This is a genomic window from Brevibacillus sp., assembly GCF_003521185.1.
Classification (GTDB): Bacteria; Bacillota; Bacilli; order Brevibacillales; family Brevibacillaceae; genus Brevibacillus; species Brevibacillus parabrevis.
The window spans coordinates 21,193-35,422 of the sequence record NZ_DOTK01000007.1 but is presented as its reverse complement, the minus strand read 5'-3'; the positions used below and the strand labels follow the sequence as shown (position 1 = coordinate 35,422).

At 54.9% G+C, this 14,230-nt stretch carries 15 protein-coding genes; all 15 read left to right on the top strand.

The window, feature by feature from the left end; genetic code table 11:
- Positions 1-26: 26 nt before the first annotated feature.
- The 15 genes from paaK (at position 27) to DEP07_RS01710 (ending at position 14,190) form a co-directional block, all read left to right on the top strand.
- Complete coding sequence (gene paaK / locus DEP07_RS01780; RefSeq protein ID WP_063230842.1) at positions 27-1,355, top strand: phenylacetate--CoA ligase PaaK; 1,329 nt, start codon at positions 27-29, stop codon at positions 1,353-1,355.
- 53 nt (positions 1,356-1,408) lie between these two features.
- The gene (locus tag DEP07_RS01775) at positions 1,409-2,182 is read left to right on the top strand and encodes an enoyl-CoA hydratase-related protein (RefSeq protein WP_122964315.1); all 774 of its coding nucleotides are present in this window, start codon (positions 1,409-1,411) and stop codon (positions 2,180-2,182) included.
- A gap of 9 nt (positions 2,183-2,191) precedes the next feature.
- Positions 2,192-2,968, top strand: coding sequence for an enoyl-CoA hydratase-related protein (locus tag DEP07_RS01770; protein ID WP_122964316.1), 777 nt, complete (start codon positions 2,192-2,194; stop codon positions 2,966-2,968).
- 21 nt (positions 2,969-2,989) lie between these two features.
- Positions 2,990-3,847, top strand: a complete 858-nt coding sequence (locus tag DEP07_RS01765; protein WP_122964317.1) for a 3-hydroxyacyl-CoA dehydrogenase family protein — start codon at positions 2,990-2,992, stop codon at positions 3,845-3,847.
- On the top strand, positions 3,831-4,586 hold the full coding sequence (locus DEP07_RS01760; RefSeq protein ID WP_122964318.1) for a 3-hydroxyacyl-CoA dehydrogenase family protein: 756 nt from the start codon (positions 3,831-3,833) through the stop codon (positions 4,584-4,586). The genes DEP07_RS01765 and DEP07_RS01760 overlap by 17 nt, the downstream gene beginning before the upstream one ends.
- On the top strand, positions 4,583-5,782 hold the full coding sequence (locus DEP07_RS01755) for a thiolase family protein (RefSeq protein ID WP_287102021.1): 1,200 nt from the start codon (positions 4,583-4,585) through the stop codon (positions 5,780-5,782). Before DEP07_RS01760 ends, DEP07_RS01755 begins: the two co-directional genes overlap by 4 nt.
- Before the next feature lie 38 nt (positions 5,783-5,820).
- Positions 5,821-7,020: a thiolase family protein gene (locus DEP07_RS01750; RefSeq protein WP_217022191.1), complete on the top strand. Its 1,200-nt coding sequence runs from the start codon at positions 5,821-5,823 to the stop codon at positions 7,018-7,020.
- A 33-nt stretch (positions 7,021-7,053) separates the two neighbouring features.
- Complete coding sequence (locus tag DEP07_RS01745; RefSeq protein WP_122964321.1) at positions 7,054-7,479, top strand: thioesterase family protein; 426 nt, start codon at positions 7,054-7,056, stop codon at positions 7,477-7,479.
- 150 nt (positions 7,480-7,629) lie between these two features.
- Positions 7,630-8,457: a phenylacetic acid degradation operon negative regulatory protein PaaX gene (gene paaX / locus DEP07_RS01740; RefSeq protein ID WP_287102020.1), complete on the top strand. Its 828-nt coding sequence runs from the start codon at positions 7,630-7,632 to the stop codon at positions 8,455-8,457.
- Between the two features lie 134 nt (positions 8,458-8,591).
- Positions 8,592-9,470: a branched-chain amino acid ABC transporter permease gene (locus DEP07_RS01735; protein ID WP_063230851.1), complete on the top strand. Its 879-nt coding sequence runs from the start codon at positions 8,592-8,594 to the stop codon at positions 9,468-9,470.
- Positions 9,471-10,499, top strand: coding sequence for a branched-chain amino acid ABC transporter permease (locus tag DEP07_RS01730; RefSeq protein WP_122964323.1), 1,029 nt, complete (start codon positions 9,471-9,473; stop codon positions 10,497-10,499).
- Entirely contained in the window at positions 10,496-11,263 is a 768-nt protein-coding gene (locus DEP07_RS01725; protein ID WP_122964324.1) for an ABC transporter ATP-binding protein, read from the top strand. Before DEP07_RS01730 ends, DEP07_RS01725 begins: the two co-directional genes overlap by 4 nt.
- A gap of 11 nt (positions 11,264-11,274) precedes the next feature.
- The gene (locus DEP07_RS01720) at positions 11,275-12,018 is read left to right on the top strand and encodes an ABC transporter ATP-binding protein (protein WP_122964325.1); all 744 of its coding nucleotides are present in this window, start codon (positions 11,275-11,277) and stop codon (positions 12,016-12,018) included.
- Between the two features lie 37 nt (positions 12,019-12,055).
- Entirely contained in the window at positions 12,056-13,261 is a 1,206-nt protein-coding gene (locus DEP07_RS01715) for an ABC transporter substrate-binding protein (protein ID WP_122964326.1), read from the top strand.
- A 101-nt stretch (positions 13,262-13,362) separates the two neighbouring features.
- A complete protein-coding gene (locus tag DEP07_RS01710) occupies positions 13,363-14,190 on the top strand; it encodes a methyl-accepting chemotaxis protein (protein WP_280648601.1) in 828 nt (275 codons plus the stop codon).
- Positions 14,191-14,230: the final 40 nt, after the last annotated feature.

Below are 14,230 nucleotides of genomic sequence, written 5' to 3'. Positions count from 1 at the left end.
TAACGTGACGGAATGAGGGAAACGGCATGATCTTTAATACAGAAATGGAAACGTTGTCAAGAGAAGAGCTGACCAAGCTTCAAGTGGAGCGTTTGAAAGAAACGGTGGCGCGCGTCTACGAACGAGTGCCTTTTCATCAAAAAGCTTTTGACGAAGCAGGCGTAAAACCGGAAGATATCCAGTCCATCGAAGACATTCAGAAGCTGCCGTTCATGAAAAAAACCGATCTGCGGGAAAATTATCCGTTCAAGCTGTTCGCTGTGGACATGAAGGAAGTAGCGCGCATTCACGGTTCGTCCGGCACAAAAGGCAAGCCGACTGTTGTAGGCTACACGAAGAAAGACCTGGAAAACTGGGCGGAAATCGTCGCGCGCGCCATTTGCTGTGCGGGCGGTCAGCCAGGGGATATTTTCCACAACGCTTACGGTTACGGCCTGTTTACGGGCGGTCTTGGCCTGCATAACGGAATCGAGCACATGGGCGCGGTAGCGGTTCCTGTATCCGGGGGCAATACTTCCCGGCAAATTACACTAATTGAGGACTTCCAGCCACGCGGGATCGCAGCCACTCCGTCTTACGTGCTCAACATCGTCGAAGAAATGAAAAAGCAAGGCATCAACCCGCGGGAGACAAGCGTGAAGTACGGCATTTTCGGGGCCGAGCCATGGTCGGAGGAAATGCGCGTTCAGCTCGAAGAAGCGCTCGACATCAAGGCGGTGGACATTTACGGATTGAGCGAGGTCATGGGACCGGGCGTATCGATCGAATGCCACGAGGCCCAGGATGGCTTGCACATTGCGGAAGATCATTTCTACGCAGAAATCATCGATCCGAATACAGGTGAAGTGCTGCCGCATGGACAAGAAGGCGAGCTTGTCTTCACTTCCCTGACGAAAGAAGCATTCCCTGTCATTCGTTATCGCACAGGAGATATCGCATCGCTCAACCCGGAACCCTGTAAGTGTGGCCGCACCACCATGCGCATGTCCCGCATCAAAGGCCGTGTAGACGATATGCTCATCATTCGCGGTGTCAATGTGTTCCCGACCGAGATCGAGTCTGTTTTGCTGACCTTTAACCAGTTGGCTCCGCACTATCAGGTAGTGATCGAGCGCGACGGGGCATTGGATCGCTTTGAGGTGCACTGCGAGCTGACCGAGAAGTACGCCAGTGAAATCAGTGGAAATGAAAGCGCTGCGTTGTCGCATCTTGTAAAAGAGATCGGGCATATGATCAAAAATACATTGGGTGTGTCTGTCGTGCTGCGGATTCAACAACCAAATTCCTTGACGCGCAGCGAAGGAAAGGCGATTCGCATTGTGGACAATCGGGGCAAAGCCCAGGCAGCGATCTAGCTGGCGAGTTTCCTATCGACTCGACTACCTGCGAAAAAGGGTGTGAACAGCGCATGGCTTACGAATATATCAAAACGGCCAGCGAAGACGGTATCGGTATTATTACCTTGAATCGACCGAAGATTCTTAACGCATTGAATTTGCAGTTGATTGATGAACTGGTCGCCGAGCTGGAACGGCTGGATCGGGACCCGGACATTCGCGTGATTGTGCTGACGGGCAATGACAAAGCGTTCGCAGCGGGAGCGGACATCAACGAAATGGCAGAGGCGTCCGCTATCGAGATCATGAAGCGCGACCAGTTTGCCGTCTGGGATCGCATGTCGCTTATTTCCAAGCCGATCATCGGCGCTGTCAGCGGCTTCGTGCTGGGCGGCGGCTGTGAACTGATGATGAACTGCGATATCGTCATCGCTTCGGAGACAGCCGTCATCGGCCAGCCGGAAATCAAGCTTGGCGTCATGCCGGGAGCGGGCGGAACGCAGCGGCTGACCCGTGCGGTGGGAATGCGCAAGGCAATGGAAATGCTGCTGACGGGAGAACCGATATCGGCCAAAGAAGCGTTGCGCTACGGGCTGGTCAATCGCGTCGTGCCAGTGGAGGCGTATTTTCAGGAAGCGCTCAAGCTGGCGAAGCAAATTGCCGTCCAGCCTCCGCTCGCTGTACAGGTGATCAAAAAGGCGGTGCACAAAGCCGAGGATTTGCCGCTTGCCGAGGGCATGGACTATGAACGCAACGGCTTTTATTTGCTGCTCGCCAGCGAGGATCGCAAGGAAGGAATGCAAGCTTTCCTGAACAAGCGCAAACCCCGGTTTACGGGTAATTAGGAGGCGGCCATGTACGAAACGATTCTGTATGAAGTGTCAGAAGGCGTAGCGATTGTCACCTTGAATCGACCGGATAAATTCAACGCTTTTACAGAAGTCATGCACAAGGAAATCATTGCGGCGCTTAAACAGGCGCAAAAGGATGACGCTGTTCGCTGCATTTTGCTCACAGGCGCAGGCCGGGCTTTCAATGCCGGACAGGACCTGAGCGAAGTTTCTGGCGGAGACGTGGATTTCGGCGGATTTTTACGCGAGCGTTACAATCCGATGATTTTGCAGATGCACAAAACGGAGAAGCCGATTGTTGCGGCAGTTAACGGCGTGGCAGCAGGAGCGGGCATGAGTGTGGCGCTCGCTTGCGATATTCGCTTGGCTTCGGAAAAAGCGTCTTTTGTCAATGCGTTCGTGGGCATCGGACTTGTTCCAGACTCGGGCGGTTGCTACTTCCTGCCGCGCATCGTCGGAATCGGCAAGGCGCTGGAACTGGCGATGACGGGAGAAAAAGTATCGGCACAAGAGGCTCTCGGCATCGGACTCGTCAATCAGGTGTATCCGGCAGAGAGCTTTATGGAAGATGCCCTCGCCTATGCGCGCAAGCTGGCTGCCTTGCCGACGAGAGCCATCGGGCTGATCAAGCGCGCGATGTACAAAGGGCTGGAAATGGGACTGGAAGAGACGTTGGCCTACGAAGCCTACGCACAAGAGGCTGCGGGCAGCACAGCCGATCACAAGGAAGGGGTAGCGGCCTTCATGGAAAAACGCGCTCCCCGTTTTACGGGTCGTTAGGCGAAGGGAGGCACAAGTCTAGTGAATACAAAAACAGTAGGCGTTATCGGTGCGGGCACGATGGGAGCGGGGATCGCTCTCGTCTGCATTCGCAAAGGACATCAGGTCGTGCTTTTGGATGCCAATCAGGCGGTTTTGGACAAAGCGCTGACCTACTTGCAATCGATCACGGGAAAAGATGTGGAAAAAGGCAAAATCAGCGAGCAGGAAAAAGCGGACATGCTGGACAGGGCAAAGCTCGTATCAGAGATGGAACAACTGGCGGCGTGCGATATTGTCATCGAAGCCGTGCCGGAGCGGCTCGATTTGAAAAAGGGCATTTTCAGCGAGCTAAGCCGCATTTGCAGACCGGACGCGCTTTTGCTGACCAATACTTCCTCCATTTCCATTACGCAAATTGCTGGAGGGCTTCCTCATCCCGAGCGCATTCTCGGGTTTCATTTTTTCAATCCTGCGCCAGTCATGCCGCTCGTCGAAGTAATCCGCGGCAAAAAATCGAGCGAAGACAACGTGCAGGCGGCGTATCGCTTCGCAACAGAACTGGGCAAGGTGCCCGTGCTGGTGACAGACACGCCCGGATTTATCGTCAATCGCATCGCGCGTCCGTACTATAACGAGGCGTTGCGCATTTTGGGCGACCATGTGGCAGAGGTAGAGCAGATCGACCGAATCATGAAACGCGCAGGCGGCTTCAAAATGGGTCCGTTTGAGTTGCAGGACATGATCGGCATCGACATCAATTTTGCCACAACGGAATCGGTGTACACCGACTTCTTCCATGAAGGACGATTTAAGCCCAGCCGGATTCAGCAGCGGATGGTTCAGGCCGGCAGCTTGGGCAGAAAGACGGGGGAAGGCTTCTATGACTATGACAAATAAGGCGGTCGTGCTGACGGGCACAAGCCCGCTTTTTGCAGAGCTGCACCAACTTTTTGCAGAAAAAGGATATCAAGTGCTGTCCCTGGCGCAAGCCGCCACAAATTCTGCGGCGGTGGCGTTCGCAGTGGAGGTCAGCAATCTCGATTTAGAGCAAAAGGCTGAGGAGATTCGCCAGTTGGACAGCTTGCTTGCCCCTGATGTGCCGATTCTCACGACTTCGCTTGCGATCACGGCGACAGAGGTCGCTTCCTGGACGAAGCATCCCGAGCGGGTGTGCGGGTTCGGCACGCTGGTTCCGCTGGTGGAGCGGGAGCTGATTGAGCTTGCTCCGGCCCTGCAAACAGAAGCGAAGACGCTGCAAGCAGCGGAAGCTTTTTTCCAGTCGCTTGGCAAAGAAACGGAAGCCGTCAACGACGAGGTCGGGCTGGTTTTCCCGCGCATTCTTTCCCTGATTATTAATGAAGCGGCTTTTACGCTGATGGAAAAGGCGGCGACTGCCCGCGATATTGATATTGCCATGAAAAAAGGCACCAACTATCCGTATGGTCCGCTGGAATGGGCGGATCGCATCGGATTGGACGAGATTTATGCGATTTCCAGAGGCTTGCAGCGCGATCTCGCGGAAGAGCGCTACCGTACAGCTCCGCTGCTGCGCAAGCTCGTGCTGGCGGGGCGAGTCGGCGTACGCAGCGGGCAAGGTTTTTACGCATACGAAAGCAAGGCGGAGGCGAAGGCATGACGATGAACAGAAACGACGTATACGTAGCTGCCGCCGTTCGCACGCCGATCGGCAAGCTCGGGGGCAGTCTGAAGCATACGCCTATGGATGATTTGACTGCGCTCGTGCTGAATGGCGCCTTGGCGCAGGCAGGGCAAACAGGCGATGCTATCGACGGAGTCATTATGGGGAACGTCATTTCCGCGGGGCCGTTCATCAATATCGCGCGCGTAGGTCTGTTGAAAGCAGGGTTGCCGGAGAGCGTGCCGGGACTGACAGTGAACCGGGTCTGCGCCTCCGGATTGGAAGCGCTCAATCTGGCTGCACAGTCCATCCAGACCGGACACAGCCAGGCGATGCTTGCGGGCGGAGTAGAAAATTTGACGCGCTCGCCGTACATCATGGAGAAATTCGAGCAGCCGTACCAGCGCGGGGCACAGACGCTGATGGAATCGTTCGGCGGCCCGCGCTCTGCGCCTGTGTCGCTCTACGGAGATTTGACCATGGGCGATACGGCGGAAAACGTTGCCGAAAAGTTCGGCATCAGCCGCGAGGATCAAGATTTGTTTGCTGCCGAAAGCCAGAGACGTGCTATCGCGGCGATCGATGCCGGCTTGTTCAAGGAAGAGATCATCCCGGTAGTTTTGCGAGGAAAAAAAGGCGAAGAAACGCTGTTTGATACAGATGAGTTCCCGCGCCGCGATTCCAGTGTGGAGTCGCTTGCCAAGCTGCGCCCTGCTTTTCGCAAAAACGGCAGCGTGACCGCAGGCAACTCCTCCGGGATCAACGATGGCGCGTCGGCTCTTTTGCTCATGAATGAGGAAATGTTGAAGCGTTCGGGTACCGCGCCTTTGGGACGCATCGTGCATTTTGCTTGCGCTGGCGTCGACCCGCGCATTATGGGCATAGGACCAGTCGCAGCCATCCGCAAGCTGCTCGCCGAGGTCAAGCTGTCTGTCGAAGACATTGACCTGTTTGAACTGAATGAAGCTTTTGCCTCCCAGTCGCTCGCCTGCATGCGCGAGCTGGGGCTTGACCCAGAGAAGACCAATGTGAACGGCGGTGCTATCGCCTTGGGCCACCCGCTCGGCATGAGCGGCGCTCGTCTGGCAGGCACGCTCCTGTACGAACTGCGCCGCCGCAAAAAGAAATACGGAATCGTTTCGCTGTGCATCGGGGGCGGACAGGGACTGGCTACGCTGGTCGAAGCGTTGTAGATGAATCGGGATGTCCTACTGTACTGGAGGAGTGGAAGATGAATACACCTGTCATTATCGATGCGATACGCACACCGATCGGACGGATTGGCGGAGCATTGAAAGAGGTGCGCCCGGATGATCTGGGCGCTTTGGTTATCCAAAAATTGCTGGAACGAAATCCGCTTGATGTAGGAACGATTGACGATGTCATGATGGGGTGTGCCAATCAGGCGGGTGAGGATAACCGCAACGTGGCGCGGATGTCGCTGCTTTTGGCTGGCTTGCCTGTCGAAGTGCCTGGCGTGACTGTCAACCGTTTGTGCGGCTCTGGGCTGGAAGCCGTGAACCAAAGCGCGAACGCGATCAAGGCAGGCGCTGGCGAAGTGTACATTGCCGGCGGACTGGAGAGCATGACGCGCGCCCCTTTGGTCATGATGAAGCCTGGAGCTGCTTTTCAGCGCGGAAATCAGCAACTGGTGGACACGACGCTCGGCTGGCGGCTGGTGAACGATAAAATGAACGAGCTGTATCCGCCGATCAGCTTGGGCGAAACAGCCGAAAAGGTTGCCGAGCAATACGGGATCAGCCGCGAAGCGCAGGACGAGTTTGCGCTGCGAAGCCAGCAAAACTACGCGAGAGCACTGGCGGAAGGAAAATGGGCAGCAGAGATTGTGCCTGTCGAGCTGAGAGGGCGCAAAGGGGATGTCACGCTGTTTGACCGCGACGAACACGCTCGCCCGGAGACGACGATAGAGCAACTGCAAAAGCTCAAGCCAGCTTTTCAGGCAAACGGCACCGTTACGGCGGGCAATTCCAGCGGTTTGAACGATGGGGCAAGCGCCCTGCTTATCATGGAGCAAAAGGCGGCTTTGGCTGCCGGGCTTAAACCGCGCGCCCGCATCGTCGCTTCCGCAGTGGCAGGCGTTGATCCTTCTGTCATGGGGATTGGGCCGATTCCGGCTACGCACAAGGCGTTGAAGCAGGCGGGACTGTCGCTTGCCGATATCGACCTGTTTGAATTTAACGAAGCTTTTGCCGCACAAGCGGTAGCTTGCGTGCAAGAGCTGGGAGTCAATCCTGATCTGGTCAATGTCAATGGCGGCGCGATTGCTTTGGGGCATCCGCTCGGAGCTAGTGGCGCACGTATCCTGACCACGCTTTTGTACGAGATGGAGCGCAGGGAAGCTCGCTATGGTCTGGCTGCCATGTGTATCGGCGTGGGCCAGGGAATCGCGACGATTATTGAGCGCGTGTAGAAAGCAATCACGCGTGACGAGAGGTGCATGTGCGTGAAGGAAGGACTGAAGCCAGGGACGACTGCCGAATTTACGGTGGTCGTCACAGAGGACATGCTGCCCAAGTTTGCAGGGGAGGTTGTGCATCCGGTCATGTCGACGGTCAGCATGATCTACTACATGGAATGGGCAGGGCGTCAGGTGATTTTGCCTTATTTGGAAGCGGATGAGGAAGGCTCCGGCTTCGCTGTGGATATCCGCCATGTCGGCCCGGCGGTAGCGGGTCAAGTGGTGACCTTCAAAGCCGTGTGCCAGGAAGTCACGAAAAATCGGGTGGTGTGCGAGGTGACAGCCGACACCGCCCGGAATCGCGTCGGGGTCGGTTCGTTTACCCAGGCGATTTTCAACAAGCACGAAATCAGGCGGCGCTTTGAAGCGCTCCAGGCAGAAATCGCTGCGGAAAATAATTGTACAGAATAAATTGACTCTTTTAAAATGTTTTAATATAATAACGTTAAAATTACGTTATACGATTTTATCGTCATACTCTCAAACGATTCACGCACCTTCTAGAGAATATGGTACAATTTCACAGCATAAAGGTATGAATCGATTTGGGGGTTGAAGAACGTGAAGCCACAATCCATGCTTTTTACGATTTATGGAGAATATGTTCGCCATTACGGGAGCGAGATCTGGATCGGCAGCCTGACACGGCTCATGGGAGAATTTGGTCTGTCCGAACCGGCTGTTCGCGCCGCCATTTCCAGGATGCTCCGCCAAGGCTGGCTGGAATCCAGAAAAGTAGGAAACAAGAGCTACTACTCGGTATCCGAACGTGGGAAAAAACGGCTGGAGGAAGCGGCAGCCCGCATTTATAAAGTCGAGACAGATGTCTGGGACGGAAAATGGTGCATCGCCAGCTACAACATACCGGAGGAACGCCGCGCGTTGCGGGATCAGCTGCGCAAGGAACTGGGGTGGATGGGCTTCGGGATGCTGACGACGAGCACGTGGATCAGCCCGAACGATCTCGCAGACCGGGTGAAAGAGTTGACCGAGGCGCATGAAATCACCGACCATGTAGAAATTTTCAGCGCGCAGCATCTGGGCTGGAGCGATCCGAAGCAATTGGTGCAAAAGTGCTGGAACATCGCTGAAATCAACGAGAAGTACAAAGAGTTCATTGACAACTACCGCGAACAATTCGAGCAGCTATCCGCGAAAATAGACAGTGGCGAGGAAGTGCCAGACAGCCACTGCTTTGTGGAAAAGACGAAGCTCGTCCATGAATATCGCAAGTTTTTGTTTATCGACCCGGACTTGCCGCAGGAGCTGCTTCCGGAACTGTGGCTAGGCAAAGAGGCGGATCAATTGTTCCAAAACTATTATCAACGATTAAATCCAGGGGCAGTTCGATTCTTCGAGACGGTGTATGAAGTTGCACCTGTGCATTAAGCGGTTGCTACGAAGAAAGCGCCCTAGTGACAAGCTAGGGCATTTCTTCTTCAATAATATTTCCATTAATTAAAATGTAAGCGTTTTAGATGGTAGCGGTTAAGGCGCGAAACAAGAGGGGGTACAGCACGAATATGACGGAACTGTTGCAGTATGTCGCAAACGGCCTCGTCAGTGGCGGCATTTATGCGATTGTTGCCGTAGGCTTCATCACGATTTACAACGTGAGCAAGGTCATCAATCTCGCACAGGGTGAGTTTTTGATGCTCGGCGGAATGGTTACGGTAGCTTTGATCGGGATGAATTTGCCTTACGGACTCGCAGCATTGCTTGCCATTCTGGCAGTAACGGCAATCGGAATCATCATGCAGAAATATGTCATTGATTATGTGAAAAAAGCTAGTCCTATTAGTTTGATAATTTTGACAATAGGAATTTCCACCTTAATCCGCGGGATCGCCAGCTTTATTTGGGGCAAGGATGCTTTTGCGCTGGAGCCGATTACAAGCAACGAACCCCTCTCGTTCGGGGGCGTGACGATCGCGACGCAAAGCGTTTGGATTTTGGCTGCTGTCCTTATCATTTTGTTTCTCCTCTGGTATTTGATGGAAAAGACGATTCTCGGGAAAAAAATCAACGCCTGTTCGGTCAATCCGATGGCAGCCCGCCTGATGGGGATTTCTCCAACGAAGATGAGCATGCTCGCCTTCGCCATCAGCGGAGCCACCGGAGCTGTTGCCGGAATCGTCATCGCACCGCTGAGCGTGACCTCCTACGACATCGGTGTGCTGCTTGGAATCAAAGGCTTTTCCGCCGCGATTCTCGGCGGGTTGGGCAATCCGCTTGGCGCGGCTGTGGCTGCCTTTTTGCTCGGGATTGTCGAGTCGCTCGGAGCCGGATACGTCAGCTCCGGGATGAAGGACGCCATCGCGTTTCTGGTCTTGATCGGCATGCTCCTGGTGAAGCCATCCGGACTCTTCGGAGAGCGCAGCGTGGGGAAAGGAGGGCTATAGATGAAGCAGTTGTTGCAAAAATGGGGAAAAGGCTTCGGAATTTACGTCGCTTTGATGATCGTTTTCCCGTTTGTGATGCCAGATGAGTATTACCGTTCCGTCGGCATTATTATCGGGCTGCATGCCATCGTGACGATCGGGCTGTGCCTGGTGATGGGGCTGGCTGGACAAATTTCGCTCGGACAAGCAGCCTTTTGGGGAATCGGCGCTTACACTTCCGCGGTGTTGACGACCAAATACGGGCTGTCGCCATTCGTCGGCCTCATCGCCTCGGCAATTGTTCCTGGGTTGTTTGCCTTCATTCTCGGACGAGCGATAGCGGGACTGCAAGGCTACTATCTCGCGATGGCGACGCTGGCATTCGGCTATATCGTCCAGATCGGGATTACCGAATGGGAGCCAGTCACCGGGGGCGCGAGCGGGATGATCAGCATCCCACAGGTTCCGTTCTTCGGAGGCAGCGAGCTGTCCATGTACTATCTGATCTGGGCGGTCGTTACTTGTGTGCTCCTGTTCTCGCTCAACCTGCTGCATTCGCGGGTAGGCAGAGCGTTTCGGGCGATTCACAAGAGTGAGATTGCCGCAACCTCAATGGGAATTGACGTGAGCAAGTTCAAGCTGAACGCTTTCGTCGTCAGCGGCATGTTCGCCGGAATTTCCGGCGGTCTGTACGCTCACTACATGGGGATACTCGATCCGCAGCCTTTTGGACTGCACGAGTCGATCAAATTTCTCACGATGGTCGTCATCGGCGGGATGACGAGCATATGGGGAGCGTTGATTGGCACGGTACTGATCGGCTTTATCAGCGAGGGACTGATTTTGCTCAGCGAAGTCATCCCGGGCTTGCAGGGCGATGTCGATACGATTGTTTTCGGTGGCATACTCGTCTTGATTGTCATGTTTATGCCGGAAGGTCTGGTGCCGCGTATTCGTTCCGTCTATGAAAAAGCGCAAGCCAAAAAGGCAAAGGAAGCTGCTGTCAAAGCACAGTCTGGTGAGCGAGTGGAAAGGAAGGCGGCAACATGACGACCCTTTTGGAAGTACAAGAGCTGTCCCGCGATTTCGGCGGGGTGCGTGCAGTCAATCAGGTTGATTTTCAAGTGCGCGAAGGCGAAATTTTGGCGCTGATCGGCCCGAACGGAGCAGGCAAAAGCACGGTGCTCAACATGGTGTCCGGCGTCATTCCTCCGTCCGCTGGCGAAATTCGCTTTGCGAGCAAGCCGATGACGAAGGTGCCGGGCTATGAATACGCCGGGCTGGGCATTACCCGAACTTTTCAAAATCTCCAGACGTTTGACGACATGACAGTATTGGAGAACGTCATGGTCGGGATGCATACGAAGACAAGCTCCAGCCTGTTCTCCTGCGGCATGAATTTGGGCAAGGCCAAAAAAGAAGAGAAGCTGATGGAGCAAAAGGCACATGCCTGGCTCGGACAAGTGGGGCTGGCGACGGAATCCCAGCGGCTGGCGGGAAGTTTGCCCTACGGCAAGCTGAGGCTGATGGAAATTGCCCGGGCGATGGTCGCAGGGCCAAGGCTGTTGCTCCTCGATGAGCCTGCGGCTGGCTTGAACCATACGGAGACAGCGGAAATGAGCCGGATGTTTTGCGAGATTCGCGACAGCGGAACGGCGATTTTGCTGGTGGAGCACGACATGGACATGATTATGACCATCGCCGACCGCATCGTGGTTCTCGATCAGGGAACGAAAATTGCGGAAGGAACCCCGCGTGAAATCCAGGAAAATCCTCGCGTCATCGCGGCTTATCTGGGAACGGAAGAGGAGTAGGGGGGAAAACGATGGGAAAAACGATCTTGAAAGTGGACGGCGTCACGGCTCGCTACGGTCCTGTAGAAGTGCTGCACGGAATTACGATGCAAGTGAACGAAGGAGAGATCGTCTCGCTGCTCGGGGCGAACGGCGCTGGCAAAACGACGCTGTTGAATTGCATCTGCGGTCTGCACGGAGCGAAAGAAGGGAAGATCTGGTTTCGCGATGCCGACATCACCGGAATCCCGGCCGAGCTTGTCGTGCCGCGCGGGATGGCGCATGTGCCGGAGCGTCGACAAATTTTCTCCACGCTCACCGTCGAGGACAATTTGTGGCTGGGCGCTTCCCACCGCATGCCCAAAACGAGCAAAAAAGAGATCGCCAAAGAAATGCAGACCGTTTACGAGCGCTTTCCGATTTTGGCAGAGCGGAAATGGCAACTAGGGGGAACGCTATCTGGCGGACAGCAGCAAATGCTGGCGATCGGACGGGCGCTTTTATCCAGGCCGCAGCTGTTGCTCCTGGACGAGCCTTCGCTCGGCTTGGCACCGCTGATTGCCAAGGAAATATTGACGATCGTTCAGGAGATTCGCTCCGAGTGGGGTACAACCGTGTTGTTGGTTGAGCAAAACGCTCGCGCTGCGCTGGCGATTTCCGACAGGGCTTATGTGTTGAGTACAGGCGAAGTGATGCTGGAAGGCAGTGCTGAGGAAATCAGCAACGATCCGCGTGTGCAATCTGCTTATCTGGGACACTCCCACGAAGCGGTTTGACATTGATAAAAAGATAGATACTCAAGGGGGCTTAACCATGAAAAAAGGAACGTTTCGCAAGTGGCTGTATCCGGTAGCGATTGCTTCGCTCGTCTTGCTCAGCGCCTGTGGCGGCGGCGCGAAGCCAGCGGCAGAAGCAGGGGGCGGACAGACGGCGGCAACAGGTGGCGCCAGCGGGGAACCGATCAAAGTCGGGGCGATTTTCTCTCTGACTGGCCCGAACAGCCCGCTTGGGGTACCGGAGAAGCAAGCCGTTGAGCTGCTCGTCAAAGAAATCAACGGAGCAGGCGGAGTGAATGGCCGCCCGGTCGAAGTCGTGTTTGAGGACGACAAGTCGGATAACACGGAAGCTGTGAAAGCGATCAAGAAGCTGGTTTCCAAAGAAAAAGTAGTCGCTGTCCTCGGCTCCTCCGGCAGCGGACCATCTCTCGGCATGGCCGAATTTGCCGCAACAGAGAAGCTGCCGCTGATTTCGATGGCAGCAGCGGATCAGATTACCAATCCGGTGCGCGCAGGCATTTTCAAAACACCGCATACCGACGTACACGGCACGAAGCGCATTTTCAAATACTTGAAAGAAAAAGGCATTACCAAAATCGCGACGCTCAACGACAGCAATCCGTACGGAAGCGGCTGGACAACGCAATTGCAAAAGTACGCGCCTGAATACGGCATTACGATCGTAGCGGAAGAGAAGTACGGCACGAAGGACCCGTCGATGAGCTCCCAGCTGACCAAGATCAAAGGAACGGATGCACAGGCGCTGATCGTCGCAGGAACGAACCCTGGCCCGGCTACGATTGTGAAGGAAGCGAAACAGCTCAATATGACGATTCCGATCATCAGCAGCCACGGTTCAGCCAACAGCAAGTTTTTGGAGCTGGTGGGCGATGCGGGTGAAGGCGTCCTGATGGTAGCAGGCAAACTGCTGGTGCCGGATCAGGTAGATGCAAACGACCCGCAAGCAGCGGTCATCAAAAAGTTCGCAGAAGGCTATCAAGCAGCGTACAGCTCGCAGCCGGACGGTTTTGCCGGATACGGCTACGACGGTCTGAACTTGCTCGTGGAAGGGTTGAAGCAAGCAGGCGGCGACGCTTCCAAGCTGGGCGAAGTTTTGGAAAAAGTGAAGTACGTGGGAGTTACCGGGGAATTTACCTTCTCGAATGACGATCACAACGGACTGACGGAAGACAGCATGATCATGGTCGAAGTGAAGGGCGGCAAATTCCAGATTGTGAAGTAATTCAATCGATGATGCAGGTGGAGACGATGGCTGTTCTTTTCGCAAACGTGACGGATGCGAAGAGAATAGCCGTTTTCGTCCCTTGGTCAGGAGGTAAATACATGTCTCAACTGTTAAACAGCGTGCTGATGGTTGCCCCCATTTTGCAAAAGGCTTTTTTGTTCGATTGCATGGTCGGGGTGACCGACCGGGAGAAGTTTCTCGCTTACTATCCGGCGCATGGACTCAATCTGGGCATCAAAGTCGGGGACCAGCTGCGCCAGGGGAGCATCAATGCCACGGCGATTGCGGAAAACAAGCGGGTGGTGAAGAAGATCTCCAAGGAGCTTTACGGCATTCCGTATATTGCCGTCGGTTATCCAATCGTGGAAAAGGGGCAAGTAGTGGGCTGTCTGGCTACAGGGGTCACGACCGATCAGGAGGACAGGCTGCGCGGCTTGGCGGAAAATTTGACGAACGCCTTGGAAAACATTGCGGTACATACGGAAAGCCTGGCAAAAGACGCCGATCATCTCGCGCAGGCCAGCCATACGCTGAGCGATGCGGCAGGACAAATGGAAGTGAAAATCGCGGAGACGACGCAGATCAATGAGCTGATTCGCAACATTTCCACCCGTTCCAATGTGCTTGGGTTGAATGCCGTCCTGGAGGCAGCGCGAGCCGGAGCGGCAGGCCGGGGCTTTTCTGTCGTCGCCGAAGAGATTCGCCAGTTGTCGCAGACGACCTCGACGTCGGCAAAGGACATTTTTCGCATTCTCGACGAGATGAACGCCCTTGTCGGCACCGTGTCAGGCGAGATGGAAAAGACGCTGAATCACAGCCTGCAACAATCTACGCGCATTCAGGAGCTGGACGCTGTCATGCAAGAGCTGCGGCATATGGCAGAACAGCTGAAAAAGGCGGCCGTCCTGTCCGGGCGGATGGAATAAGCAAAGGTTCCAGGCGGAAGGATATTGCTAAAACGTATGA

What these genes read in the sequence shown, in the direction of transcription:
- DEP07_RS01775 (WP_122964315.1), top strand. Translation starts at nt 1,409, where the DNA reads ATGGCTTACGAATATATCAAAACGGCCAGCGAAGACGGTATCGGTATT.
- DEP07_RS01730 (WP_122964323.1), top strand. Translation starts at nt 9,471, where the DNA reads ATGAAGCAGTTGTTGCAAAAATGGGGAAAAGGCTTCGGAATTTACGTC.
- DEP07_RS01735 (WP_063230851.1), top strand. Translation starts at nt 8,592, where the DNA reads ATGACGGAACTGTTGCAGTATGTCGCAAACGGCCTCGTCAGTGGCGGC.
- DEP07_RS01720 (WP_122964325.1), top strand. Translation starts at nt 11,275, where the DNA reads ATGGGAAAAACGATCTTGAAAGTGGACGGCGTCACGGCTCGCTACGGT.
- DEP07_RS01770 (WP_122964316.1), top strand. Translation starts at nt 2,192, where the DNA reads ATGTACGAAACGATTCTGTATGAAGTGTCAGAAGGCGTAGCGATTGTC.
- DEP07_RS01710 (WP_280648601.1), top strand. Translation starts at nt 13,363, where the DNA reads ATGTCTCAACTGTTAAACAGCGTGCTGATGGTTGCCCCCATTTTGCAA.
- DEP07_RS01750 (WP_217022191.1), top strand. Translation starts at nt 5,821, where the DNA reads ATGAATACACCTGTCATTATCGATGCGATACGCACACCGATCGGACGG.
- DEP07_RS01755 (WP_287102021.1), top strand. Translation starts at nt 4,583, where the DNA reads ATGACGATGAACAGAAACGACGTATACGTAGCTGCCGCCGTTCGCACG.
- DEP07_RS01725 (WP_122964324.1), top strand. Translation starts at nt 10,496, where the DNA reads ATGACGACCCTTTTGGAAGTACAAGAGCTGTCCCGCGATTTCGGCGGG.
- DEP07_RS01760 (WP_122964318.1), top strand. Translation starts at nt 3,831, where the DNA reads ATGACTATGACAAATAAGGCGGTCGTGCTGACGGGCACAAGCCCGCTT.
- DEP07_RS01715 (WP_122964326.1), top strand. Translation starts at nt 12,056, where the DNA reads ATGAAAAAAGGAACGTTTCGCAAGTGGCTGTATCCGGTAGCGATTGCT.
- paaK (WP_063230842.1), top strand. Translation starts at nt 27, where the DNA reads ATGATCTTTAATACAGAAATGGAAACGTTGTCAAGAGAAGAGCTGACC.